At 71.9% G+C, this 23429-nt stretch carries 20 protein-coding genes; 13 read left to right on the top strand and 7 right to left on the bottom strand.

The window, feature by feature from the left end:
- Positions 1-93: 93 nt before the first annotated feature.
- The 7 genes from OHA55_RS26010 (at position 94) to OHA55_RS26040 (ending at position 7583) form a co-directional block, all read left to right on the top strand.
- The gene (locus OHA55_RS26010; protein WP_266710073.1) at positions 94-3066 is read left to right on the top strand and encodes a Na+/H+ antiporter subunit A; all 2973 of its coding nucleotides are present in this window, start codon (positions 94-96) and stop codon (positions 3064-3066) included.
- Positions 3063-3704 (top strand): Na(+)/H(+) antiporter subunit C, encoded by a 642-nt coding sequence (locus OHA55_RS26015; protein WP_266710074.1) that lies wholly within the window; start codon positions 3063-3065, stop codon positions 3702-3704. The genes OHA55_RS26010 and OHA55_RS26015 overlap by 4 nt, the downstream gene beginning before the upstream one ends.
- Positions 3701-5362, top strand: a complete 1662-nt coding sequence (locus OHA55_RS26020; protein WP_266710075.1) for a Na+/H+ antiporter subunit D — start codon at positions 3701-3703, stop codon at positions 5360-5362. Before OHA55_RS26015 ends, OHA55_RS26020 begins: the two co-directional genes overlap by 4 nt.
- A gap of 26 nt (positions 5363-5388) precedes the next feature.
- The gene (locus OHA55_RS26025; protein ID WP_266711168.1) at positions 5389-5982 is read left to right on the top strand and encodes a Na+/H+ antiporter subunit E; all 594 of its coding nucleotides are present in this window, start codon (positions 5389-5391) and stop codon (positions 5980-5982) included.
- Positions 5979-6338, top strand: a complete 360-nt coding sequence (locus OHA55_RS26030) for a monovalent cation/H+ antiporter complex subunit F (protein WP_266710076.1) — start codon at positions 5979-5981, stop codon at positions 6336-6338. Before OHA55_RS26025 ends, OHA55_RS26030 begins: the two co-directional genes overlap by 4 nt.
- Entirely contained in the window at positions 6335-6688 is a 354-nt protein-coding gene (mnhG, locus tag OHA55_RS26035; RefSeq protein WP_266710077.1) for a monovalent cation/H(+) antiporter subunit G, read from the top strand. The genes OHA55_RS26030 and mnhG overlap by 4 nt, the downstream gene beginning before the upstream one ends.
- A gap of 148 nt (positions 6689-6836) precedes the next feature.
- On the top strand, positions 6837-7583 hold the full coding sequence (locus tag OHA55_RS26040; protein ID WP_266710078.1) for a CDP-alcohol phosphatidyltransferase family protein: 747 nt from the start codon (positions 6837-6839) through the stop codon (positions 7581-7583).
- Here the strand turns inward: OHA55_RS26040 and OHA55_RS26045 are convergent.
- The gene (locus tag OHA55_RS26045; RefSeq protein ID WP_266710079.1) at positions 7552-8001 is read right to left on the bottom strand and encodes an adenylyltransferase/cytidyltransferase family protein; all 450 of its coding nucleotides are present in this window, start codon (positions 7999-8001) and stop codon (positions 7552-7554) included. The two genes, OHA55_RS26040 and OHA55_RS26045, sit on opposite strands and share 32 nt — an antisense overlap.
- Before the next feature lie 153 nt (positions 8002-8154).
- Here OHA55_RS26045 and OHA55_RS26050 point away from each other — a divergent pair, with 153 nt between their 5' ends.
- Genes OHA55_RS26050 through OHA55_RS26060 form a run of 3 tightly spaced genes read left to right on the top strand, consistent with a single transcriptional unit; the run spans position 8155 to position 12370 of the window.
- Positions 8155-9429 (top strand): glycosyltransferase, encoded by a 1275-nt coding sequence (locus tag OHA55_RS26050; RefSeq protein ID WP_266710080.1) that lies wholly within the window; start codon positions 8155-8157, stop codon positions 9427-9429.
- A complete protein-coding gene (locus OHA55_RS26055; RefSeq protein WP_266710081.1) occupies positions 9426-11126 on the top strand; it encodes a lipopolysaccharide biosynthesis protein in 1701 nt (566 codons plus the stop codon). Before OHA55_RS26050 ends, OHA55_RS26055 begins: the two co-directional genes overlap by 4 nt.
- Entirely contained in the window at positions 11123-12370 is a 1248-nt protein-coding gene (locus OHA55_RS26060; protein ID WP_266710082.1) for a hypothetical protein, read from the top strand. The genes OHA55_RS26055 and OHA55_RS26060 overlap by 4 nt, the downstream gene beginning before the upstream one ends.
- Here the strand turns inward: OHA55_RS26060 and OHA55_RS26065 are convergent.
- Positions 12339-13859, bottom strand: coding sequence for a hypothetical protein (locus tag OHA55_RS26065; protein ID WP_266710083.1), 1521 nt, complete (start codon positions 13857-13859; stop codon positions 12339-12341). The genes OHA55_RS26060 and OHA55_RS26065 overlap by 32 nt on opposite strands.
- Before the next feature lie 105 nt (positions 13860-13964).
- On the opposite strand from OHA55_RS26065, the gene OHA55_RS26070 reads away from it, so the two are divergent.
- Complete coding sequence (locus OHA55_RS26070) at positions 13965-15134, top strand: glycosyltransferase (protein ID WP_266710084.1); 1170 nt, start codon at positions 13965-13967, stop codon at positions 15132-15134.
- Positions 15135-15449: 315 nt separating this feature from the next.
- The gene (locus OHA55_RS26075) at positions 15450-16088 is read left to right on the top strand and encodes a sensor domain-containing protein (protein ID WP_266710085.1); all 639 of its coding nucleotides are present in this window, start codon (positions 15450-15452) and stop codon (positions 16086-16088) included.
- A 155-nt stretch (positions 16089-16243) separates the two neighbouring features.
- Here OHA55_RS26075 and OHA55_RS26080 read toward each other — a convergent pair whose 3' ends face one another.
- The 3 genes from OHA55_RS26080 to OHA55_RS26090 form a co-directional block, all read right to left on the bottom strand.
- The gene (locus OHA55_RS26080) at positions 16244-17260 is read right to left on the bottom strand and encodes an adenosine deaminase (RefSeq protein ID WP_266710086.1); all 1017 of its coding nucleotides are present in this window, start codon (positions 17258-17260) and stop codon (positions 16244-16246) included.
- 23 nt (positions 17261-17283) lie between these two features.
- The gene (locus tag OHA55_RS26085) at positions 17284-19056 is read right to left on the bottom strand and encodes an adenine deaminase C-terminal domain-containing protein (RefSeq protein WP_266710087.1); all 1773 of its coding nucleotides are present in this window, start codon (positions 19054-19056) and stop codon (positions 17284-17286) included.
- A 94-nt stretch (positions 19057-19150) separates the two neighbouring features.
- Positions 19151-20617, bottom strand: a complete 1467-nt coding sequence (locus OHA55_RS26090; RefSeq protein ID WP_266710088.1) for a cytosine permease — start codon at positions 20615-20617, stop codon at positions 19151-19153.
- Between the two features lie 306 nt (positions 20618-20923).
- Here OHA55_RS26090 and OHA55_RS26095 point away from each other — a divergent pair, with 306 nt between their 5' ends.
- Positions 20924-22033 (top strand): LacI family DNA-binding transcriptional regulator, encoded by a 1110-nt coding sequence (locus OHA55_RS26095; RefSeq protein ID WP_266710089.1) that lies wholly within the window; start codon positions 20924-20926, stop codon positions 22031-22033.
- A gap of 123 nt (positions 22034-22156) precedes the next feature.
- On the opposite strand, the gene OHA55_RS26100 is transcribed toward OHA55_RS26095, so the two are convergent.
- Both OHA55_RS26100 and OHA55_RS26105 read right to left on the bottom strand, forming a co-directional pair.
- A complete protein-coding gene (locus OHA55_RS26100) occupies positions 22157-22450 on the bottom strand; it encodes a DUF1330 domain-containing protein (protein ID WP_266710090.1) in 294 nt (97 codons plus the stop codon).
- Positions 22451-22592: 142 nt separating this feature from the next.
- Positions 22593-23420, bottom strand: coding sequence for a glycosyltransferase family 2 protein (locus OHA55_RS26105; protein WP_266711170.1), 828 nt, complete (start codon positions 23418-23420; stop codon positions 22593-22595).
- Between the last annotated feature and the right edge of the window lie 9 nt (positions 23421-23429).

The following is a 23429-nucleotide window of genomic DNA, read 5'->3' on the forward strand; positions in this document are numbered from 1 at the left end:
GAGTGCCGCCGCGCTCCGTGCGGCGTGCCGGACGGGTGAACACCGCCGGGGGATATATCTGTACTCAGTGCCACATTCTCCGGACACCCCGCTGTGATCGCGCTCATCGCCTGCCACTTCGCGCTGGCGGCCTGCGCCGGTCCCCTGGTGCACCGGCTGGGCAGACGTGCGTTCACCGTGCTCGCACTTCCGCCCGCGGCCACCACGGTCTGGGCCTTCACGATGTGGTCGAGCGCCGCCGACGGGCGGGCCGACACCTGGTCCTGGGACTGGATCCCGGCGTACGACGTCTCCGTCGACCTGCGCCTGGACGCCCTCGGCGAACTGATGGTGCTGCTCGCCGCGGGAGTCGGCACCCTCGTACTGCTCTACTGCGCCTCGTACTTCGCCGACGACACCCCCCAACTGGCCCGGTTCGCCGGGAACCTGCTGGCCTTCGCCGGTGCGATGCTCGCGCTCGTCCTCGCCGACGACCTGATCACGCTCTACGTCTTCTGGGAGCTGACCACCGTCTTCTCCTACCTGCTGATCGGGCACACCAGCGAGAAGAAGCAGAGCCGCCGATCGGCGCTCCAGGCGCTCACCGTCACCACCTCCGGCGGACTGGCCATGCTGGTCGGTTTCCTGATCATCGGTCAGGCCGCGGGCACCTACCGGATCTCTGAGATCGTCGACCACCCGCCCACCGCGTCCGTCGCCGTCCAGGTCGCCGTGGCCCTCGTCCTGACGGGCGCGTTGTCGAAGTCCGCGATCTGGCCGTTCTCCCTCTGGCTGCCCAACGCCATGGCCGCACCGTCTCCGGTCAGCGCCTATCTGCACGCCGCCGCGATGGTGAAGGCCGGCGTCTACCTGGTGGCCCGGCTCGCCCCCGCCTTCGACGAGGTACCGCTGTGGCGCCCCGTCGTACTCGTCCTCGGCGCCGCCACCATGCTGCTCGGCGGCTGGCGCGCCCTGCGGCTGCACGACCTCAAACTCGTCCTCGCCTACGGCACCGTCAGCCAACTCGGCTTCCTCATCCTGCTGGCCGGGGACGGCAACCGGGACGCCGCGCTCGCCGCCGTCGCCATGATCCTGGCGCACGCCCTGTTCAAGGCCCCGCTCTTCCTCGTCATCGGCATCGTCGACCACGCCACCGGCACCCGCGACCTGCGCCGTCTCTCCGGCGTCGGACGCTCAACTCCGCTCGTGTGCGCCGTCGGCGTACTCGCCGCCGCGTCCATGGCCGCGATCCCCCCGATGCTCGGATTCGCCTCCAAGGAAGCCGCGTTCGAGGCACTCCTGCACGGCGACACCGCCGACCTGTGGACCCTCGCGGCCACCGTCGCGGGCTCCGCGCTCACCACCGCGTACACCCTCCGGTTCGTCTGGGGCGCCTTCCTGCGCAAGCCCGGCGTCGCGGACACCCCCGTCCACCGGGTCTCCGCCGCCTTCCTCGCCCCGCCCGCCGTGCTCGCCCTCGCCGGACTCGTGCTCGGCCCCGGGGTCGGCTGGACCGAGCACCTGTTCAGCCGGTACGCCGACGAGTTCCCCGCCACCGCCTACCCCTACCACCTCGCCCTCTGGCACGGCTTCGGCACCGCGCTGCTGCTCTCGGCCGTCGCCTGGGCGGGCGGCGCCCTGCTCTTCGCCGCCCGCGCCCCCGTCCGTACGCTCGCCCGGCGCATCGCCTGGCCCACCGCCGACAGCGTCTTCGGCCACCTCCTGCTCGGCCTGGAACGCCTCGCCCTCCAGATCACCGGCCTGGTGCAACGCGGTTCGCTCTCCGTCTACCTCGCCACCACCCTGCTCGTGCTGATCGCCGGACAGCTCGCGGTCCTCGTCACCGACCGCCCCTGGGACGACGCGGTCGCCCCGCGTCTCTGGGACTCACCCCTCCAGGGCGCGCTCGCCGTGCTCACCAGCGCCGCGGCCCTGCTCTGCCTCACCGTGAGCCGCCGGATGAAGGCCGTCGTGCTGGCCGGGCTCACCGGCTACGGCACCGCGCTGCTCTTCGTCATCCAGGGCGCCCCCGACCTCGCGCTGACCCAGTTCTGCGTCGAGACGGTCTCGATGATCGTGTTCGTGCTGGTGCTGCGGCGGATGCCGGTCCACTTCCAGGAGACCGTCACCTCCTGGCGCCGGGCCGTGCGCGTCCCCGTCGCCCTCGCGGCGGCCGCCACGTTCGGGGTCGCCGTCTGGGTCTCCGCCGCCGCGCGCACCGCCCGCCCGGCCGGTGCCGCGATGGTGGAGGAGGCCGCGAGCCACGGCCTCAAGGACGTCGTCGCCACCATCCTGGTGGACCTGCGGGCCTGGGACACCATGGGCGAGTCGGCGGTGCTGGCCGCCGCGGCGGTGGGCGTGACCAGCCTCATCTACCTGCACCGCAGGAGTGAACAGCAGCCCGCCTCCGGCGAGGAGCGGCCCCCCGGCCCCACCGCGCCCGCCGTCCCCGCCGGCTTCCCCGCACTCACCACCGCGGCCCCGGCGCCCCGTACCGCCTGGGCCCTCTCCCGAGACCGCGACGCGCTCACCGGGCTCCCGCAGGGCGACGAGGGCGCCCCCGAACGCGACTGGCTCGCCGCCACCTCCACCCTCGCCCCCGAACACCGCTCCCTCGTCCTCGAAGTGGTGGCCCGGCTGCTGTTCCACCCCGTCCTGGTGCTCTCCGTGTACCTGCTCTTCTGCGCGGAGAACATGCCGGGCGGCGGCTTCGTCGCCGGGATGGTCGGCTCCGTCGCCCTCATCACCCGCTACCTCGCGGGCGGCCGGTTCGAACTCGCGGAGGCGGCGCCGCTGCCCCCCGGACTCATCACCGGAATGGGCCTGTTCCTCTCCACCGGTATCGCCCTGCTCGGCCTCGTCGACGGCACGGTGCTGCACGCCTGGACCTACCACGGGCACCTGCCGGTCCTCGGCGACTACCACCTCGGCACCTCGGTCCTCTTCGACTGCGGGGTCTACCTGCTGGTCCTCGGCGTCGTCCTCGACATCGTCCGCGCGCTGGGCGCGAAGATCGACCGGCAGATCGAACGGGCCGCCGCCCTGCGGCACCAGGGCCCGGCCGAGGCGGGAGGCGGCACCCGATGACCGTCAGCGCCTGCCTCCTCGCCACGGCCGTCGTGCTCTGCGCGGTCGGCGGCATCCTCATGCTCACCCGGCCGTTGACCCGCATCCTGCTGGGCGCGGTGATCGTCGGGAACGGCATCAACCTCCTCGTCCTGGCCGGCACCGGCTCGGCGGGCGCCGCGCCCCTGCTCTACGGCGTACCGCTGCGCGAGGTCACCGACCCGCTGCCGCAGGCCATCGCCCTCACCGCGATCGTCATCACCCTCGCCACCACCGCGTTCCTGCTCGCCATGGCCTACCGCAGCCACCAGCTGACCGGCACCGACGAGGTCCACGACGACCTGGAGGACCGGCGCATCGCGCTGCGCGCCGAGGTACGGGGCGAACGCGCGCAGCTCATCGAGGAGTACAAGACGGGGGACGCCCCCACCGGCGAGGAGCGCGCCCGCTACCTGGACGAACGCCGACGCCTGCGCCACCGGCTGCGCGCCGACCGCGCCCTCCAGGCCCGGGGCCGGGACGCGACCGGTGACCTCTGGCACGACGTACTCGGCGCCGACCCGGAGGACTACGCCGCAGCCGCCGGTGTCCGCTCTTCTCCGGACGCCCCCTCGCACCGCCCCCGCCCGGGAGACGACCAACCAGGAGACGCCGGATGAACGCCCTCGTCCCGCTGCCGGTGCTGCTGCCGCTCAGCGCCACCGGCCTCAGCCTCGCCTTCGGCACCCGCCTCAAGCGCTTCCAGCGCTTCATCAGCGTCGCCGTGCTCACGGTCGTCCTCGGGCTCTCCGCCGGACTCATGGCCGCCACCCAGTCCGAAGGCCCGCTCTCCGTCCACCTCGGGGACTTCGCCCCGCCGCTCGGCATCACCCTGGTCGCCGACCGGCTCTCCGCCCTGATGCTGACCGTCTCCTCGGCCGTCACCCTCTGCGTGCTCGTCTACTCCCTCGGGCAGGGCATGGCCGACCGCGACGAGGAGACCCCCGTCGCCGTCTTCCACCCCGCCTACCTCATCCTCGTCGCCGGGGTCTCCTGCACCTTCCTCGCCGGAGACCTCGTCAACCTCTACGTCGGCTTCGAGATCATGCTGGTCGCCAGCTTCGTTCTGCTCACCCTCGGCGGCACCGGACCGCGCGTGCGGGCCGGCTCCACGTACGTGATCATCTCGCTCTTCTCCTCGATGCTCTTCCTCACCGCCATCGCCATGACCTACGCGGCGGCCGGCACCGCCAACCTCGCCCAGCTCGCCCAGCGGCTGCCCGGACTCCCGCTCGGGGTGCAGACGCTGATCCAGGCCATGCTGCTGACGGTCTTCGCCATCAAGGCCGCCGTCTTCCCACTCGGCGCCTGGCTCCCGGACTCCTACCCCACCGCTCCCGCGCCCGTCACCGCCGTCTTCGCGGGACTCCTCACCAAGGTCGGCGTCTACAGCATGCTGCGGACCGAGACCCTGCTCTTCCCCGGCAACCGCGTCGGCGACCTGCTGATGGCCGTCGCCCTCGCCTCGATGCTCGTCGGCATCCTCGGCGCCGTCGCCCAGACCGACCTCAAGCGGCTGTTCTCCTTCACCCTGATCAGCCACATCGGTTACATGATCTTCGGCATCGGCCTCGCCACCCGCCAGTCGTACGGCGGCGCGATCGTCTACGTCACCCACCACATCACCGTGCAGACCACGCTCTTCCTCGTCGCCGGGCTGGTGGAACGCCGGGGCGGCACCACCGAACTCACCCGGACCGGCGGCCTCGCCCGCGCCGCCCCGCTGCTCGCCGTGCTCTACCTCGTACCGGCCCTCAACATGGCGGGCATCCCGCCGTTCTCCGGCTTCATCGGCAAACTCGGCCTGATGCGCGCCGGTGTGGCCGACGGCAGCGTCTGGGCCTGGCTCCTGGTGGCCGGCTCCACCGCGACCAGCCTGCTGACGCTGTACGTCATGGCCAAGGTCTGGAACCTCGCCTTCTGGCGCGACGCCCCGCCCGGACAGGCGCTCGACGGCACCGTCCTGGAGGCCGACTCCGACGAGGACGACGATGCCGCCGACGCCGACGAGGGACCGGACCGCATGCCCGGCACGGGCGACGAACCGGTGAGCCACCTGCCCGGACCGGCCGGGCGCGCGTTCGCCGCCACCCTGCACGGCCGCGCCATCACCACCACGAGCCGGCTGCCCCGCACCATGGTCGCGGCCACCGCCGCCGGAGTCCTCATCAGCCTCGCCTTCACCGTGTTCGCCGGGCCGCTGACCACCTACACCGACCGGACGGCCACCGAACTCCTGCGCCGCGCCCCCTACATCGACGAGGTGCTCGACCGGTGAGCCGCCGATTCCCCCTCGGTCCCACGATGCCGCCGCTCAGCTTCACCCTGGGCAGGAGCGGTCGCCGCGTGATCGATCTGCCGCTCATCGCCTGGCTCACCGTGATCTGGGTGATGCTCTGGTCCACCCTGACCTGGGCGAACGTCCTCATCGGAGTGGTCGTCGCGGTCGTCGTCTGCCTGGCCTTCCCGCTGCCCAGGGTCGATCTCGGGCTGCGCCTGCACCCCTGGGGCATCCTGCGGCTCGCCGGCTATCTGCTGTACGACATGGTCACCTCCGGTCTGAAGGTGACCGGGCAGATCCTCGCCGGCAGACCGCACCGGGCCGCCGTCATCGCGGTACCGCTGCGCTGCCGCAGCGACCTGATGCTCACCGCCACCGCCGTCGCCGTCTCCAACGTGCCGGGCGGTGCCATCGTCGAGGTACGCCGTTCCACCGCCACCGTCTTCCTGCACGTGCTCGACGCCGACCTGACCGCCGAACTCGAAGCGGCCCGCCGTTCGGTGTGGCGGATGGAGGCCCTGACCGTACGGGCCTTCGGCACCCGGGACGAGATCGCCCGGGTCGCCCAGCCGCCGCCGGAACCACCCCACCCGCAGACCGGGAGCACCCCCGCATGAGCGCGACCGAGAACGTCGACCGCTGGCTGCTGTACGTGGCGGTGGCGATGATCGTCGTCGCCGGACTGCTGCTGCTCGCGCGCATCTGGCGCGGGCCCTCGATGCTCGACCGCGCGCTCTCCCTCGACGTGTGCGCGGCCCTGATCATCGCCGGTCTCGGAGCCCGCGCGGCACTGGTCCGCGACACCTTCTACTTCCCGATCATGCTGGTGCTGGCGTTCCTCGGCTTCACCGGCTCCGTCGGCATCGCCCGCTTCATCGCGGTGCGCGACCGGCCGCGCCCGCACCACGGGGCGGGCCGCCCCTCCGGCACGAAGCCGGACCGTCCCTCCGGCACGAAGGAGACCGGACCATGACCACCTGGCTCACCGTCGTCGACACCGCCGGCGCCGTCGCCGTCCTGCTCGGCGCCGCCACCTGCCTGCTCGGCACCTTCGGCATGCTCCGGCTGCCCGACGTCCTCTCCCGCAGCCACGCGGCGACCAAGCCGCAGACCCTCGGCATCCTGCTGGTGCTCATCGGGGTGGCGATGCGGCTGCGCAGCGGCATGGATCTCGCGACCCTCGCCCTCATCCTCTTCTTCCAGATGATGACCGGCCCGGTGGCGGCCCACCTCGTGGCCCGATCCGCGTACCGGACGCGCCAGATCGACCACGACGACCTGCTCTTCGACGACCTGGACACCCAACTCACCGAAGAACGCTGACCCTTGAGTGGTCCGGTTCGGACGCCCGTGACCGGACCGGGTGGGACCCCGGTCCGCACGGACGCGGACGCCCGTGCCGTTCGGCGCGGTATGCCCGGAAACAGAAGCGTGCCATGATGCGGGGCAACCGCCGGACGCTGGGGGGCGTATGGGAAGCACGGGTACGGTGCTGCGCGAGTTGCGCGGGGCACAGAAGACGTCCAAGGGCGTCTCGCTCTACTCGCGGTACGTGAACAGGCCCGCCGGCCGGATACTCGCGGCGGCGGCCTTTCGCGCGGGACTGACACCCAATCAGGTCACGCTGGTGAGCGCCGCGTTCACCTTCGCATCGCTCGTCGCGGTCGCGCTCGCCGAACCCTCGTGGGTGCTGGGAGCGCTCGTCTGGGCCGGGCTGGTGGTGGGCTTCGCCTTCGACTCCGCCGACGGCCAGCTCGCCCGGCTCACCGGACGCGGCGGCCCGGACGGGGAGTGGCTCGACCACGTGGTGGACTGCGCGAAGATGATCCTCGTCCACACCGCGGTACTGATCTCCCTCTACCGCTGCGACGCCTATCGCATCGGCGAACAGCGCGACGAGGCATGGCTGCTGCTGCCGCTCGGCTTCCTCTTCGCCGCCGTCCTGACCTTCTGCGCGGGACTGCTCCGCGAGCAGCTCGGCAAGGCGGCTCAGCGAGCGGAACCCGGGACCGCCGCCCCGGCGGGGCCGGTCTCCCGGGTGCGCGCCGTCGCACTGCTCCCCGCCGACTACGGGGTGTTCTGCCTGGTCTTCCTGCTGCTCGGCGAGCCCTCCGCGTTCCTCGCGGGGTACGCGGCGCTCGCCGTGGTGCACGCGCTGTTCCTGGTGGCCTTCCTGGCCAAGTGGTTCAGGGAGCTGAGAGCGCTCCGGGCCGGGTGACGAGCACGTCCAGCGCCTTGCGCAGCTGCGTGCTGGACGTGTGCACGGTGTACGGGAAGTAGACGACCTCGACGCCGACTTCGGCGAAGTCGCGTTCGAGCTTCTTCCCCTTCTCCGTTCCCCGCCAGTCGTCGCCCTTGAAGATCACGTCGAAGCGGACCTGCTGCCAGGTGTCGATCTTCTCCGGCACGGTCTCCACGAACGCGGCGTCCACGTGGCGGATGCTGCGGACGATCTCCAGCCGCTCCCGCAGCGGTATCACCGGCCGGTGGCCCTTGGCGAGGGCGGCCATCTCGTCGGAGACGACCCCCGCCACCAGGTAGTCGCACTGACTGCGGGCATGACGAAGGATGTTGAGGTGACCCACGTGGAACAGGTCGTACACGCCCGGCGCGTAACCCACCCTGTGCTGCACCATCCGTTCTCTCCCCCCACGGTGAACGTCATGTGCTGATGTTTCCAACGACCTTACTGTGAAGAACACTTGTGCATCCCGTGAACGGATAAGCTCGACGCGGGGCTGCTCCCTCGGGGGAGCAGGGGGCCGTTCCGGGGGGAAGGCGATCGTCCGATGTCCGCTGCCGCACCACGCACGCCGCTGCACGACCGCAGAATCCTGGTGGTCTCGACCAACTACGCGCCGGAGCTCACCGGCATCGGCCCGTACGCCACCCAGCTCGCCGAACACTGGGCGGCCACCGCCGCGCGCGCCGACGTGCTCACCGGGATGCCGCACTACCCGTCCTGGCGCACCGACGAGCGCTACCGGGGCGTCTGGCGCACCACGGAGCACCGCGAGGGAGTCCACGTCCACCGGCGACGCCACTACGTACCGCCCCGGCAGACCGCGCTGCGCCGGGGACTCTTCGAACTCACCGTCCTCGGCCACGGACTGCTCGCCCCGCCGCCCGGCCGCCCGGACGCCGTCGTCGCCCAGATGCCCAGCCTCGCCGGCGGTGTCGTCGGCGCCCGGATCGCCCGCCGCCACGGCGTCCCGTACATCCCCGTGGTCCAGGACCTGATGGGCGCCGCCGCCGCACAGAGCGGCATCCGGGGCGGGGGCAGAGCGGCATCCGCCGCCGCTGCCGCCGAACGGTACGCGCTGCGCGACGCGACCCTGGTCGGCGTCATCCACGAGAGCTTCGTGCCCGGGGTGACCGCGCTCGGCGTCGACCCCGCCCGCATCCGCACCGTCCCGAACTGGACCCACGTGACCGGGCCCGCGGCCGACCGGGCGGCCACCCGCGCCCGTCTCGGCTGGCACCCGGACACCCCCGTGCTGCTCCACTCCGGGAACATGGGACTCAAGCAGGGACTCGACGTACTGGTCGACCTGGCCAGGCTGGCGCCCGACGTCCGGGTCGTGCTGATGGGCGACGGCAACCAGCGCGAGGCACTGGGCGCCCGGGCCGCCGGGCTCGCCAACCTCGACTTCCTGCCGCCCGCCGCCGCCGAGGACTTCACCGACGTCCTCGCCGCCGCCGACGTCCTCGCCGTCACCCAGCGCGCCTCCGTCCTCGACATGTCCGTCCCCTCCAAACTCACCTCCTACTTCGTCTCCGGACGGCCCGTCGTCGCCTCCGTGGCCGACGGGGGCGGCACCGCCGAGGAGGTCCGCCGCTCCGGCGCCGGTGTGCTGGTACGGCCCGAGGACCCGGCCGCCCTGCTCGCCGCCGTACGCGAACTGGCCGCCGACCACGCGGAGGCCGACCGGCTCGGCGCGGCCGGAGCCGCCTACGTCACACAGCACCTGAGCCGCGAGGCGGGGCTCGCACGCTTCGACGACCTGCTCGCCGAAGCACTCCACACCGCCCGAGGGAACGCACGAGGGAGCGCACGCCGATGACCCATCCGATCCGGGCCCTGGACGACCAGGACGAACCGGCGCTCCTGCGCGACCAGTTCCGCCAACTGCTGCGCTACCGGAGCCTGCTCGCCACCGGAGTGCTCCTCGGACTCCTCGGCGGCGGCTACCTCGCCGTGGCGGGCGAGGAGACCTACTCGGCCACCGGCGAGGTGCTCGTCCGCTCGGCGACCGCCGACCCCTTCGCCACCGGAGCCTCCGCCGACAAGGGCATCAACATCGGCTCCGAACGCCAGACCGCCGTCAGCGACACCGTGGGCACCCTCGCCGCCCGTACCCTCGCCGCCCACGGGGACAAGGTCTCCTCCCGCGACCTGCTCGCCGGGCTCCAGGTCACCAACCCGCCGAACACCCTCACCCTCCGCTTCACCTACACCGGCTCCACCCCGCAGGAGGCACGGGCCCGCGCCGAGGCCCTCGCCACGGCCTATCTGGCCAACCGCAAGCAGCTGACCGAGGACAGCATCGAGAACATGGCGAACGGCTACCGCGCCCAGCTCAAACCGCTGGAGCAGAAGCGCGACCAACTGGAAGAAGGCATCGGCGCCAACACCGCCGACGACATCACCAGCGCCCGCGCGAGCCTGATCGTCTCGATCTCCGAACTCAGCAGGAAAATATCCGAGTTGAAGGCTCTGGACGCCACCCCCGGCTACCTCAACAAGAAGCCGGTGGCACCCGTCAAGCCCACCGGCGCGGGCCTGCCGCTCCTGCTCGGCCTCGGCGCGGTCGTCGGGCTCGCCCTCGGACTGCTGCTCTCCTGGGTCCGCCTCGTCTTCGACCCGACCGTACGCTCCACCCACGAGCTGGTCCGCTCGCTCGGCGCCCCCCTGCTCGGCACCCTGCCCAAGGAGCGCGCCGCCGCCACGGCCCTGCTCGCCATCGGACGCGGCGGCAGCAGACTCGCCGAGGAGTACCGCGCCGTGGCCTTCCGGCTCGCCTACGACCCCGCCTTCGCCGACGACCGCCGACTGCTGGTCACCGCCCCGCGCGGGGACAACACGGCCGCCGCCGCGGCGGCCGCCAACGTCGCCGCCGCCTTCGCCGAGATGGGCCGTGACGTCCTCCTCGTCGAAGCGGACCTGCGGACCCCCTCCCTCGCCCGCGACCTGGGCCCGGCCGTCAGCGAACCCCGGCCCCGGTGGGCCTCGGACGATAAGCGCGGCTGGCCCGCCGGCAGCCGTACCAACGTCGACGTACCGGGCTCCGGCGCCTTCGCCCTGGTGGCGGGCGCCCAGGTCGACAACGTCCCCCGCGCCCTCACCTCGGCGCCGGTCGGGCGGATCGTCGCCGAGGCGGACGCGCCCGGAGCCGTCGTCGTCGTCCTCGCCCCGCCTGTCCTCTCGTACGCCGACGCCGTGGCCCTGGTGGACCGGGTCGGCGGCGTCATGATCGTCTGCGACCCGCGCGAGGTGCACCGCAGCGACCTGGAACGCATCCGCGAGGTCGTCGGCGCGGCCGGCGGCCACCTGCTCGGGGTGCTCCTCCACCCCGGCGCCTCCCGGCGGGTCCGCAAGGAGCGCCGCAAGCACCAGAAGTCCGCCGGACGGCGGGGCGGCGGTGGCAGCGGCGGCGGACAGGGCCCGGACACCGAGGAGACCGACCGGCCCGAGCTCACCGGCGATCCGGCCGAGACGATGGGGCTGCGCACCTTCACCGTGCCGCCCGCCCGCCGGTGAGGGCACGCGGCGCGGTCGCCGCTTCCGTCGCCGACCAGGGGGTCGCAGCCCTCACCAACATCCTGGTGCTCGTCGCGGCGGCCCGGCTCTCCACCGTCGCCGACTTCGCCCGGTTCTCCGCGGTCTACCTCGTCTTCACCGTGCTCCTCGGGATCTTCGGCGCCTACACCGGCCAGCCGCTCGTCCTCACCCGGGGCGCCGAGGCGGCCCGCGGCGCCTGCCGGTCCGCCGTCGCCTTCGCTCTGCTCGCGGCGACCGTACTCGGCGCCCTCCTGGCCGGCACAGCCCTGCTCGTGCCCGGCGGGACCGCCCGCGCCCTGCTTGCGCTCGGACTCGTGCTGCCGGTCGTCCTCGGCCAGGACGCGATGCGGTACGCCTTCTCCACCCTGCGGCTGCCGCACCTCGCGCTCGCCGCCGACCTGCTCCGCCTCGGCTGCGTGCTGGGCGCCCTCGGGACGCAGAACCACGGTGCCGGGGCGGCGCGACTGGTCGCCGTCTGGGGGCTCTCCGCCCTCCCGGCGCTGGTGCTCTCCGCCGTCCTGCTGCACAGCCGCACATCTGTCCCGGGCGCCCGCACCGAACTCAGGCCCTACCTGCGGCGCGGGCACCTCGGGCAGCGGTTCGTCGTGGAGTTCGGGGTCGGCAACGCCACCAGCCAGCTCTCCGTGCTCGGCCTCGGCACGGTCGGCAGCCCGCTCGTGGTGGGCGCCCTGCGCGGCGCGACCACCCTCTTCGGGCCGCTCAACGTCCTGTTCACCTCCGCCACCAGCTTCGGTCCGCCGCTGTTGTCCCGGGTCGGCGACGAACGCCGCCGGGTACGGGCCACCGCCGCACTCGCCGGGGTGCTCGCCACGACCGCCGCCCTCTGGGCCACCGTCCTCGCGCTGCTCCCCGACCGGGTCGGCGCCCAACTCCTGGGCGACACCTGGGCGTCCGCCGCCGCACTGCTGCCCGCGACGGGAAGCCAGTACGCGGCGATGGCCGTCGGCACCTGCGGGCTCCTCGCCCTGCGGATGCTCGACCCCCGCACCACCCTCGCCATCCAGGTGGTGTTCTCGCTCGCCGCCGTCGTCTTCCTGATCGCCGGTTACGCGGCCGCCGGAGTCACCGGCGCGGCCTGGGGGCTCTGCCTGGGCTCCGTCTGCAAGGCCGTCGCCACCTGGACCCGGGTCGCCAGGCTCCGACGCGCCGGCGGGGCCGGTACGCCGGCCGTCAGCGCGAGCGCCGTCCGCTCCGCTCCGTGAACGTGGTGACGAACGCCAGACAGAGCGCCGCGATGGCCAGCTTGCCCACCGCCTGGAGGAGCGGACCGCGCAGCAGGATGAAGGTGTAACCCGCCACCAGCGGAGCCGCGATGGCCAGCACGCTCCCCGGACCCGGTCCGGCCCGGGTGACCGCGAGCGCGTAGCGGCGGTCGGTGCGCGCGGCGGCGTACCCGATCAGAGCGAGGCCCGCGACCATCCCGGCCGGCCCGAAGTCCACCCAGAACTCGGTCCACAGCGGGGCCGAGAGGTTGGTCATGTTCATCCCCATCCACTGCCCCACCCGGACCCCGGTGTCCTCGGGCTTCCCGCTCCACACCGCGCGCGGCACGAAGAAGAGCGCGGATCCCGCGAGCTGACGCCCGTACGTGTGGCCCCGGGTGTCCACCCAGGCGATGGTGTTGGCGAACATGACCGTCTGGTCGTAGTCCTTCGTCGCCAGCGGCTCGAAGGCCGAGGACGACTGCACCGGCCGGTAGCCGCTGTCGTCGTACCGGAACTTGTCCGCGTACGGGAAGAGCACCAGCGCCCCCACCACACCCATCGCCAGCACCGTGCGGTAGACCGCCGCGCTGCTCGGGAACGCCGTGAAGAGCAGCGAGACCAGCACCGTGAGGAACCAGTAACGCGCATTGGAGATCGGGTTGTTGACGATCAGGTTGAGCACGACCAGCGCGATCCACGCCAGTACCGTCGACGGCGAGCGGCGGGCCCGGCGCGAGGTCACCAGGCGGCGCGTCCAGAAGAGCAGGGCCAGCAGCGCGGGTACCGTCCCGAAGCCCTTCAGGAACGCCGAGCCGACGTTCGACCCGGCCGAGGCGACCCCGCTCTCCGCCACCGACGCGCTGATCTCCTGCCGGCTGCTGAAGAAGACCGCGGGGCCGCCGAGCTTCAGCACGTAGTACCCGCTCGCCGCGAACGCCAGCAGCAACAGCAGCCGCAGCCGCGTACGGCTCGCGACCGCGGGCAGGCCGCGCCGCGACCGGGTGCCGGCATCGCGGCGCCGCAACGGACGGCGGGAGGCCAGCAGCGCGCCCAGGTCGAACGCCGCACACCCCACCAGAATCATCGCGGTGGCCGTCACCAGGTCCGAGCGGGGACCCACCAGAGGAGTCGGCGTCTGCCCGATGACCGCCTGCGCCAGCGGCGCCACACCCATCGCGATGTACACGAACATCCAGAAGACGCCCTGGAGCAGCCGGCGCCGGGTGGAGAGGATCATCGTCGCCAGCCGGGCGCCCGCGTAACAGGTCAGGACCAGCTGCAGCCAGAACACGACGTCCCGGTCGCCCGTGCCCGGTTGCGCCGCGACCACCGCGGGCAGGAAGACGACCAGGCCCAGGATCAGCGGCACCGCGAGCGCGCGCGAGAGCATCGCCCAGGCGAGCGGTCTCGCCACGGGCTCCAGGGGGCCGCGGACGGAAGCCGCACGGGACCTCGCGGCCGGAGCCGTGTCGTACACGGACGTCATGCGCCCCCCCGTTCCGTGGACCTGCGAACACCTTAACGAATCAACCCACTTGGGGGGAGGCGATGGATACTCTGTGAACTCCGGCCGAGGTTGAGGGGAACCCTGGTGAAAATCCTGCACGTCGTCACGCTGCACACCCCGGACCACGCCTTCGGCGGGCCCACCAGGGTCGCGCTCAACCTCTCCAAGGTCCAGCGGACGGCCGGTGACGACGCACGCGTCATGGCGCTGGGAGACGGCTTCGGAGACGGCGAACTTCCCAAGGAAATCGAGGGAGTTCCGGCCCTCCTTCACCAAGCCCGGCACGTACTGCCGATGTTCGAGGTCAGCGGGATCACCTCGCTCGCACTGCTGCGCGCCGCCCGCCGCGCCATGCGGGACGCCGACCTCGTGCACGTCCACCTCATGCGCGACCTGGTGACCCTGCCCGTCGCCCTCCTCGCGCTCGCGACCCGCACCCCGCTGGTCGTGCAGACCCACGGCATGATCGACCCGACCGAGAAGCCGGTGGCGAAGCTGACCGACCTGCTCGGGGTACGGAAGGTGCTGCGCGAGGCCGACGCCGTACTGCACCTCACCGAGACGGAGCGCCTCGACGTCAACGCGGTGGCCGCACCGGTCGCCCTCACCCGCACGGTCCGGCTGGTGAACGGGGTACGCCCCCAGGAGCGCAAGCCCGCCCGCGAGCCGGGCCGGCCGCCCACGGTCCTCTTCCTCGCCCGCGTCCAGGAGCGCAAGCGGCCCGAGGACTTCGTCGCCGCGATGCCCGCCGTGCTCGCCGAACACCCGGACGCCCGCTTCGTGCTGGCGGGCCCGGACACCGGGGCGCTGGCGGGCACCCTGGCGCTGGCGGAGAAGCTCGGCGTCACCGGCTCCCTCGACCACGTCGGCCCGCTCGGCCACGAGGAGGTCCTGGCGGCGGGGCGCGAGGCCGACGTGTACGTCCTCCCGTCGATCGAGGAGCCGCTCGGAGTCTCGGTCCTGGAAGCGATGTCCGTCGGCACCCCGGTCGTCATCACCCGCACCTGCGGCCTCGGCCCGGACGTGGCGAAGGCCGGGGCGGGCCGGGTGATCGACAGCCGGGTCGGCGAGGACGCGGCCAACGCCGCCAAGGTGGCCGCGGCCGTCCTCGAACTCCTGGAACCGGACGCCGCCGCCGAGGCCGGCAAGGCGGCCTGGGACCTGGTTAACACCGACTTCACCATCGACGTGGTCACCGAAACCCTGCGCCGGACCTACGAGGACGTGGTCGCACGCCGGGGCCGGAAGGGCTGAACCGACTCGGCCGGGCCCGCGAGTCCAGTACCTCGACGGTGTGCCAGGGCCACGATCCCGCGGACAGGCCCGGACAGCCCTCAAGGCGGCGCGCGAGGATTCCAAGCGGACGAACGGCTCCTCACCTTCCAACTCTCCGCCTCAATAGGGGTGTTAGCCCCCGGGTGATCCTCGTGTCTCCCCTGACATGCTTGGTCCGCGAAGAAGTTGATCCGGCATGACGAACTGGGGGCAGCAGGAATGAGTCTGGCAATCGACAGGACGGGGAGTACGCGCAGGATCGCCGGGAATCCAGTGACACGGGTGCTGCGTGGTGTGGCGTTAGCCGGTCTCGCGCTGGCGGAGGCCGCGCTCCTGCTGTGGGTCACGCTGGCACTGGGGCTGGTGGCCATCGGTATCGGAGTGTTCCTGCTGCCGAGCGCGCTGGGGATGATGCGCGGTGCGGCCGATCTGCAGCGACGCCTCAGCCGCGAGTGGGCGAGCGTGGAGGTGGAGTCGTTCCCTCACGTACCCGAGAGCGCGAAGATGGCCGAGGCCCCTGAGTGGCGGCGCGGCCTGTGGCGGCTGTCGGACCCGGCGACCTGGCGGGAACTGCTCTGGCTGCTGGTCAACCCGCTGATCGGGCCGGTGCTGGGACTCATTCCCGCGGTTCTCGTGGTCGACGGAGTGTGGGGACTGACCATGCCGTTCCTGTGGGAGCCGATCACCCACACCTGGGACGGCGTGTGGTTCGCCTTCATTCCCGTCCGCGGTCAGTTCACCGCGAACCTCGCGGCGGCCTTCGGCGCGGTGGAGTTCGTCGCAGGCCTCCTGCTGGCCCCGCGGCCGCTTCTGAAGGCGCACGGCCTCTGGGTGCGGTTCATGCTCGGCCGAAATTCCCGCGCCGGCCTGACGGAGCGGGTCGACCACCCTGCGTCTTCGCGGTCCGACACGATGGGCCGGCAGGCGAGCTGACTCGCGCCGACGTCTTGGCTCGATCGCCTTCACAAGCTCTGGGACAGGTCTGACGATTCACGTCGGGCGGACGCGAACTGCCAGACACGGCCTGGCCGGGACACGCGTGACGGGCCCGCGAGAACGCGGACCCGTCACCCGGAAATGCGAGCCGATCAGCCCTGGTACGCGTCCAGTTCGGCGAGGAACGCCTCCCGGACCGAGGGCGCCGCCCACGAGATCTCGATGGCGTTCCGCTGGAGGAGGACCAGCTCCTCGTCCGTGAGCGCGGCGGGGCCGCGCAGCGCCGCGAGGTTCTCGGAGACGTAACCCGGGAAGTACGCCGGGTCGTCCGAGTTGACCGTGACCTTGACGCCCCGGTCCAGCAGCGCGCGGATCTCGGCGGCCTTCAGGCCGTCCGTGACGTGGGCGTTGGAGATCGGGCACACCGTGAGGCCGATACCGCGCTCGACGATCCGGGCCACCAACGCCGGGTCCTCCAGGGCGTTGACACCGTGGTCGATGCGGTCGACGCCGATCTCGTCCAGCACCTGGCGGATGTGCTCCGTGGAGTTCTGCTGGTCGACGTCGCAGTGCATCGTCAGCCGGAAGCCCTCGGCGCGGGCCCGGGCGAAGACCTCGCGGAACTTCACCGGCGGGTTTCCTGCCTCGTCCGAGTCCAGGCCGACGCCGACGATCCACTCCCTGTACGGCAGGGCCTGGACGAGCGTCGCCATGGCGAACTCGGCCTGGAAGTCGCGCAGGAAGCACATCACCAGCCGGCCCCGGAAGCCCGTCGCCCGCTCGGCGTCGTCCAGCGCGCGGGTCAGGCCCCGGATGACCGTGTCGAAGGCGACACCACGCGCGGTGTGGGCCTGCGGGTCGAAGAAGATCTCCGCGTAACGGACGTTCTGCGCGTGCGCCTTGGCCGCGTAGGCGGCGGCCAGGTCGTAGAAGTCCGCCTCGGTGCGGAGCACGGACATGCCCTCGTAGTAGACGGCGAGGAAGCCGGGCAGGTCGTCGAAGTCGTACGCCTCGCGCAGTGCGGCCTCGTCGGCGTAGGGGAGTTCGACGCCGTTGCGGCGGGCGAGCGCGAACTTCAGTCCGGGCTCCAGGGTGCCCTCGATGTGCAGGTGCAGTTCGCACTTGGGCAGACCCGCGACGAAGGGGTCCACGGTGACGGTCTCGGTCATGGCGATCTCCTCGGTACGGCGGGTCAGTTGGCGGCGGGAAGCAGGACGTCGACGACGTCCTGGGTGGTGTAGCTGACGACACCCAGGTCGGTGACGGCGTACTCGGGAATGGCGGTGATCTCCAGGAAGATCAAGTAACCGAACGCCGAGGGAAGTTCGCAGCCGAGCGCGCGGGACGCCGCCTCCAGGCGGTCCTCCGCCTCCGCCATCGCCTCAGGAGTGATGTCGGCGACGATCCCGGCCACCGGCAGCGGCAGGAACTCCTTGATCACGCCACCGTCCACCACGACCTGGCCGCCGCCGTGCTCACAGAGGTGGTTCACCGCCAGCGCCATGTCGGCCCGGTCCGCGCCGACGCAGACGATGTTGTTGTCGTCGGGTGCCGCCGAGGAGGCGATGGCTCCGGACCGCAGACCGAAGCCGTTGATCATCGCGGTGACGGTGCGGCCGTCGTTCTTCCCGTACCGCTCCGAGACCGTGACGTACAGCGCGTCCTGCGCGAGGTCCGCGCGGACCGTGCCGTCGACCACCGGCAGCGTCATCTCCACGCCCTTGCGGACGAAGGGGACGGTACGGTCCATCTCCACGACCAGCACGCGGGCCTCGTCGCCCTCGGCGGCGATGCCGACCCCGGACGGCGCGAGCGGAGCCACCCGGAAGGCGGGGGAGAGCGCCGGGGTGCGTACGGGCGGCTGCGGGGCACGCAGGGTGCGGCCGTTCTCCGCGACCAGCTCGCCGCGCGCGAACACGCGCTCCACCTGGAAGGACTCGGGGGAGTCGACGATCAGGACGTCCGCGAAGCGGCCGGGCGTGATCGAGCCGACGAGGTGGTCGATGCGGTACATCTCGGCGCAGTTCAGCGTGGCCATCTGGATCGCTTCGACCGGGCGGACACCGGCCTTGATCGCCATCCGGACCAGCTTGTCGAGGTGGCCCTCGCGGATGATGTCGGCGACGTGCATGTCGTCGGTGCAGAACCCGACGTGCCGGGACTGGGCGCCGAACTCGGTGACGGTACGGACGTTCTCGTTCATGAAGTGCGCGACCGAGGACTCGCGGATGAGCAGCGACATGCCGGCCCGCAGCTTCTGGAGGGCCTCCTCGGCGGTGTAGCTCTCGTGGTCGAGGCGGACGCCCGCCGCCGACAGCGCGTTGATGGTGGTCTGCGCCGCCATCGGGGCGCAGCCGAAGATCGGCAGCCGGTTGCGGTGGGCGAGTTCGAGGGCGCGCAGCACCTTCTCGTCACGGTTGAGGACGAACTCGGCGACCGTCTCCCACACGCCGAAGCACTCGGCCCAGCCCTGGGTCTCCTCGTGCTCCTCCGGTCCGAAGGTGAAGCCGACCGTGGTCTCGGGCAGGGTGTACGGCGTCTTGAAGGGGGCACCCCAGAAGATCTTCATCGGGCTCGCGTCGGCCTCCCGCAGGGCCTCGCGCACCCCTTCGAGACCGGCGACGACGAGGAACTGGTCGAGACCGGAGATCACCGAGGTGGTGCCGTAGCGGACGGCGGCATCGGCGAACATCGTCACCGAGAGCTTGGAGCACTCCAGGTGGAGGTGGCCGTCGATGAGCCCCGGGGTGAGGTACTTGCCGGTGGCGTCGACGAACTCGGTGTCGGGCCCCTCGTAGACGGTGACGTCACCGGTGGCGGCGATCCGCTCGCCGGTGATCGCGACGTCCGCCGGGTAGATCTCGCCGGTGTGGACGTTGACGAGCTGCCCGCCCTTGATGATCCGGTCGGCCTTGACGACCCCTTCGGAGGCGTCGATGAGGCTGCGGAGGCTGGGGTGGTTCATGGGGTTCGCTCCAGGGCGGGTCGAGAAGGTGGTGAAGAGGGGGGAGGGGGAAGAAGGGGGGCCGGGCGCCGGGTGTGCGGCGCCCGGCCACCGCTCAGGCGTCCAGGACGAGCTCGGCCTCGGCGCGCACGGTGCGGCGGGCGAGCAGCCAGTACACGACACCCGCGACGAGGGCACCGGCGAAGACCGAGAGGTCCAGGCCGCCGGCCGCGTCGGAGAGCGGGCCGACGAACACCGTGGAGTCGACCCAGAGAATGGCGGCCCCGAAGCCGAGGAGCACCGCGATCAGACCGGCCGGGCGGACCCCGCCCTTGTGCCAGTAGATGCCCTTGGACCCGGTCTCCCGGGGGAAGAGCGAGGGAACGTGGTAGCGGCCGCGGCGCAGCGCCCAGTCGGTGAGGTAGACCGCGGCCCACGGGCCGAGCCAGAGCACGATCAGGCTGAGGAAGTTCGACAGCAGGGTGTAGAAGTCCGCGGAGAAGACGGCCCACAGGGTGATCGCGGTGCACAGGGTCAGGTCGACGAAGACGATCATCCAGCGCTTCACCGGGAGGCCGACGGCCAGCAGGTTCAGGCCGGAGGAGTACATGTCGGTGGTGTTCACCGCGAGCAGCGACACGATCGCCAGCAGCAGGTACGGGGTGATGAACCAGCCGGGCAGGACCTCCGGGAGCCCCGAGATCGGGTCGGAGGCGTTGGTGGTCGCGGTGGCGACGGCGGCGCCGAGGATCTGCAGCGCGATGTTGGGCACCATGCCGCCGAGCGCGGCGCAGCCGAACACCTTGCGGGGCGCGGCGTCGGCCGGGAGGTAACGGGAGTAGTCGCTGCCCATGTCGGCCCAGGACAGACCGCCCGAGGCGGTGACCATGGCCAGGACCAGGGAGATCGTCACCACCGAGGGGGCGGCGCCGTGCGTGGCGAAGTCAGCCTTCGGGAAGACGAGGAACGCCATGACGACGAACATCGCGGCGAAGATCCAGGCGAAGTACTTCTGCACCTTCATGATCAGGTGGTAGCCCGACAGCGGCAGGAGCATCTGGAGCCCCGCCGCGATCGCGATGGTCACCAGCTTCAGGGGGGTACCGGTGTGGACGCCCGCCTGCTCGAAGAGGGCGAGGCCGGCGAGCACGATGAGAACCATGCCGCCCGCCTCGAAGCCGACCAGCATCACCCAGCTCAGCAGCGCCGGGAGCCGTCCGCCGTTCGGCCCGAAGGAGGCCCGGGAGACGGAGTGCGTGGAGGTACCGGTGCGCGGTCCCTGGAGGCTGGTCAGACCGGTGACGGTGAAGCCGAGGACGTTGCCGACCACGATCAGCGCGACGGCGTACCAGAACGAGAGGCCGAAGGAGACGACCAGCGCCCCGTAGACGACGGTGAAGACGGTGGTGTTGGTGCCGGCCCACAGCCCGAACAGGCGACCGGGGCCGCCTTGGCGCTCGGAGGCGGGGACGGCGTCGATACCACGCTGCTCGACCGTGAAGACGGACGTCTGGGACGACGGGGGCGTCCGGTCGGCGTGATCGGTGGATCCGGGCGGAGCGGTGGCGGTGGCCTCGGCCATGGTCGGCAGACGTCCTTTGCGGACTTGCGTCCCGGCCTGGAGGGACGGGACGAGGGATGTACGGGGAGGTCCGGAGCGAGCCGGGTGACCGCACGGCGGTGTGCGGGGGTGGAGCGGAGGCGGAAGCCTGAGGGGTGGAGCGGTAGGGCGGGGCGTGCGGCGCGACTCGGGCGGGGGGAGCCCGGCGCGCCGCACGTATGCCAAAACGTTTTGGCAACAGCCCGCAGGGAAGTGCGCAAACGTTTTGGCAATGATGCGGACCGTACTGCCTAAACGTTTTGGCAGTCAACCGGTAGGCTCGCCGCCATGTCAGACGTCACAGAGCCGGATCCGCGCGGCACCCCTCGCACACCCCGCGCCTCCGGCGTCGCGGCAACCGGCGGACCCAGGTCCCGCGCCGCCGGCACCGCGAAGACCGGTGGACTGCGCGAGGTGGCCCGCCGCGCGGGTGTCTCGGTCACCACCGCCTCGCACGCCCTCAACGGCGTCGGCCGCGTCGGCGCCGAGACCCGGGAACGCGTACTGGCGGTCGCCGCCGAGATCGGCTACCGCGCCAACCCCAACGCCCGGGGACTGCGCGGCGCACGCACCGGACTGCTGGGCCTGACGCACCGCTCCGCCGTGGAGGGCGGCGTCACCGACATCGAGTACTTCGTCAAGATCGTCAACGCCGCCACCTGGACGGCGATGGCCCACGACTACTCCCTCGTGCTCGTCCCGCCCTCGCTCGACGGCCGCCCCTTCGAGTCGCTGCCGCTGGACGGGACGATCGTCATCGACCCGCTCACCGACGACCCGCTGCTCACCCGGCTCTCCGGCATGGGCGTCCCCGTCGTCACCACCGGCCGCGACCTGGCCCGCAAGGACGCCTTCCCCTGGGTCGACAACGAGCTGTCCACCTGCGCCCTCGCCGCCTTCGACCACCTCGCCGCCACCGGCGCCCGCCGGATCGGCCTGCTGACCGGCTCCACCGGCCAGTCCTACGACGAGGACGCGGCCCGCGCCTACCGCGACTGGTGCGCCCGGACCGGGAACCCGGTGCTGATCGACCGGGCGGAACCCGGCACCGACTCCACCGATGCCGCACGACGCTTGCTCGACCGGCCGGACCGCCCCGACGCGCTCTACGTCGTGATGGAGAAGTTCGGGTTCGCCACCCTCGCGGTCTGCCGCGAACTGGGCCTCGGGGTGCCCGAGGACGTCCAGATCGTCGTCGGCGCCGACGGCGAGTTCGCCCGCAGCGCCCGCCCCGCGCTCACCGCGCTGGACCTGGCGCCCGAGGAGATCGGCAAGCAGGCGGCGCAGCTCCTGATAGAGCTCGTGCAGGGCGGCGGCGCGGTGGCCGAGGGCCGGCCCCTGCACCGGCTGGTACCGGCCACACTGCTGCGGAGGGCCTCGACGCGGGAGCCTTCCTGAGGCGTGCCGGAGCGTGGCCGGCGGCGAAGGACCCTTCGCCCGAGCCGGGATCCGCACCGCTCCGGCCCACGCGCCCGGGTGACCCCCCGGGCGCGTTCGTGTTCCCCGACGCGGTGCCGGTCGTCAGTCGAGGCCTTCGACGATGCGGAAGTCGCGCTCGACGCTGTCGGCGAGGACGGCCAGAGCCTCCTGGTAGGCCGCACTCTCATGTGCCGCGACGGCCTGTTCGAAGCTCTCGAACTCGATCAGGACGGTGCGCTCGGCGATTCCGGCGTCGTGCGCGACGACCCGGCCGCCGCGGACGAGCGTCCGCCCGCCCGCAGCGGCGACTGCCGGACCGGCCAGCTTGCCGTAGGCGGCAAGCCTGTCGGGGTCTGTGATGGTGCGATAGGCGCTGACCCAGTAGCCCTTGGCCACGGTACCTCCTGTGTTCGGAATCGATACGCGGAAGCATGTCGCATCCTCGGCCGGCACGCTGTGGTTCGGCACGCTGTGGTTCGCGCGCGCCGTCGTGATCGCCGTCGCGGCGACGCCGACCGACTCCGCGGTAACGCAGAAATCAACTCCAGTGCGTCTCCCGTGACTTGAGCGCGATCTGCCACCGGTAGAAGCTCATCGCCAGGGCGAAGTCCAGCCCCGCACGCCCGTCCAGGAATCCGCGCCGGTAGACGTACATGTACGCGAACGACACCAGCGGCTTGAACGGTGCCTTGTGGAACAGCTGGCCCTGGCGGGACTTGACCCGGCGTACCTGCTCCTTGACGTCGGGGTGGTGCTCCAGCCAGGCCTCCCAGTCGGAGTACCGGTTGTGGCGCTCGAACCAGGCGGTCACCGGGTCGAGGTCCTGGTGCTCGATCGGATTCCGCAGTGCCTGGGCGGAATCGGCGACGGGCTGGTAGTGGCCCTCCACCTCGCCGATGCCGGGGGCCGCGAGGTCGCCGACCTCCGGATAGGCGCAGCGGGTGCGGTCGGTCAGGGAGCGCTTGCGGATGGTGTAGCCGTGGCGCAGCCGCTTGCCGGAGAACCAGTAGCCGAGCGGGATGTCGTACGCGGCCGGCTTCGGGGCCGCGGGATCGGCGAATATCGCGCGGAGTTCGGCGAGGAGTCCGGGGCTGAGCCGCTCGTCGCCGTCCAGGACCAGGATCCAGTCGATGTCCGTGCGGACGTTCTCCAGGCACCACTGCTTCTTCCGGGGATGGCCGCCGTCCCAGGTGTACTCGACCACCTCCGCGCCGCATTCGGCGGCGATCTTCGCCGTGTCGTCGGTGCTGTGCGAGTCCACCACGACGACCGCCTCGAAGTGGCCGAGTACGGAGTTGACCGCCTCGGCGATGTTGAGGCCCTCGTTCTTGGTGGGGATGGCCACGGCGATGGGCAGCTTCGCGATGGGCGGATT

The organism is Streptomyces sp. NBC_00102, assembly GCF_026343115.1.
In the GTDB taxonomy this organism is placed as follows: domain Bacteria; phylum Actinomycetota; class Actinomycetes; order Streptomycetales; family Streptomycetaceae; genus Streptomyces.

Bases quoted from the DNA above. Each gene is read 5' to 3' on its own strand.
- OHA55_RS26015 (WP_266710074.1), top strand. From the start codon at position 3,063: ATGACCGTCAGCGCCTGCCTCCTCGCCACGGCCGTCGTGCTCTGCGCG.
- OHA55_RS26020 (WP_266710075.1), top strand. From the start codon at position 3,701: ATGAACGCCCTCGTCCCGCTGCCGGTGCTGCTGCCGCTCAGCGCCACC.
- OHA55_RS26025 (WP_266711168.1), top strand. From the start codon at position 5,389: ATGCCGCCGCTCAGCTTCACCCTGGGCAGGAGCGGTCGCCGCGTGATC.
- OHA55_RS26030 (WP_266710076.1), top strand. From the start codon at position 5,979: ATGAGCGCGACCGAGAACGTCGACCGCTGGCTGCTGTACGTGGCGGTG.
- mnhG (WP_266710077.1), top strand. From the start codon at position 6,335: ATGACCACCTGGCTCACCGTCGTCGACACCGCCGGCGCCGTCGCCGTC.
- OHA55_RS26040 (WP_266710078.1), top strand. From the start codon at position 6,837: ATGGGAAGCACGGGTACGGTGCTGCGCGAGTTGCGCGGGGCACAGAAG.
- OHA55_RS26045 (WP_266710079.1), bottom strand. From the start codon at position 8,001: ATGGTGCAGCACAGGGTGGGTTACGCGCCGGGCGTGTACGACCTGTTC.
- OHA55_RS26050 (WP_266710080.1), top strand. From the start codon at position 8,155: ATGTCCGCTGCCGCACCACGCACGCCGCTGCACGACCGCAGAATCCTG.
- OHA55_RS26055 (WP_266710081.1), top strand. From the start codon at position 9,426: ATGACCCATCCGATCCGGGCCCTGGACGACCAGGACGAACCGGCGCTC.
- OHA55_RS26065 (WP_266710083.1), bottom strand. From the start codon at position 13,859: ATGACGTCCGTGTACGACACGGCTCCGGCCGCGAGGTCCCGTGCGGCT.
- OHA55_RS26080 (WP_266710086.1), bottom strand. From the start codon at position 17,260: ATGACCGAGACCGTCACCGTGGACCCCTTCGTCGCGGGTCTGCCCAAG.
- OHA55_RS26085 (WP_266710087.1), bottom strand. From the start codon at position 19,056: ATGAACCACCCCAGCCTCCGCAGCCTCATCGACGCCTCCGAAGGGGTC.
- OHA55_RS26090 (WP_266710088.1), bottom strand. From the start codon at position 20,617: ATGGCCGAGGCCACCGCCACCGCTCCGCCCGGATCCACCGATCACGCC.
- OHA55_RS26095 (WP_266710089.1), top strand. From the start codon at position 20,924: ATGTCAGACGTCACAGAGCCGGATCCGCGCGGCACCCCTCGCACACCC.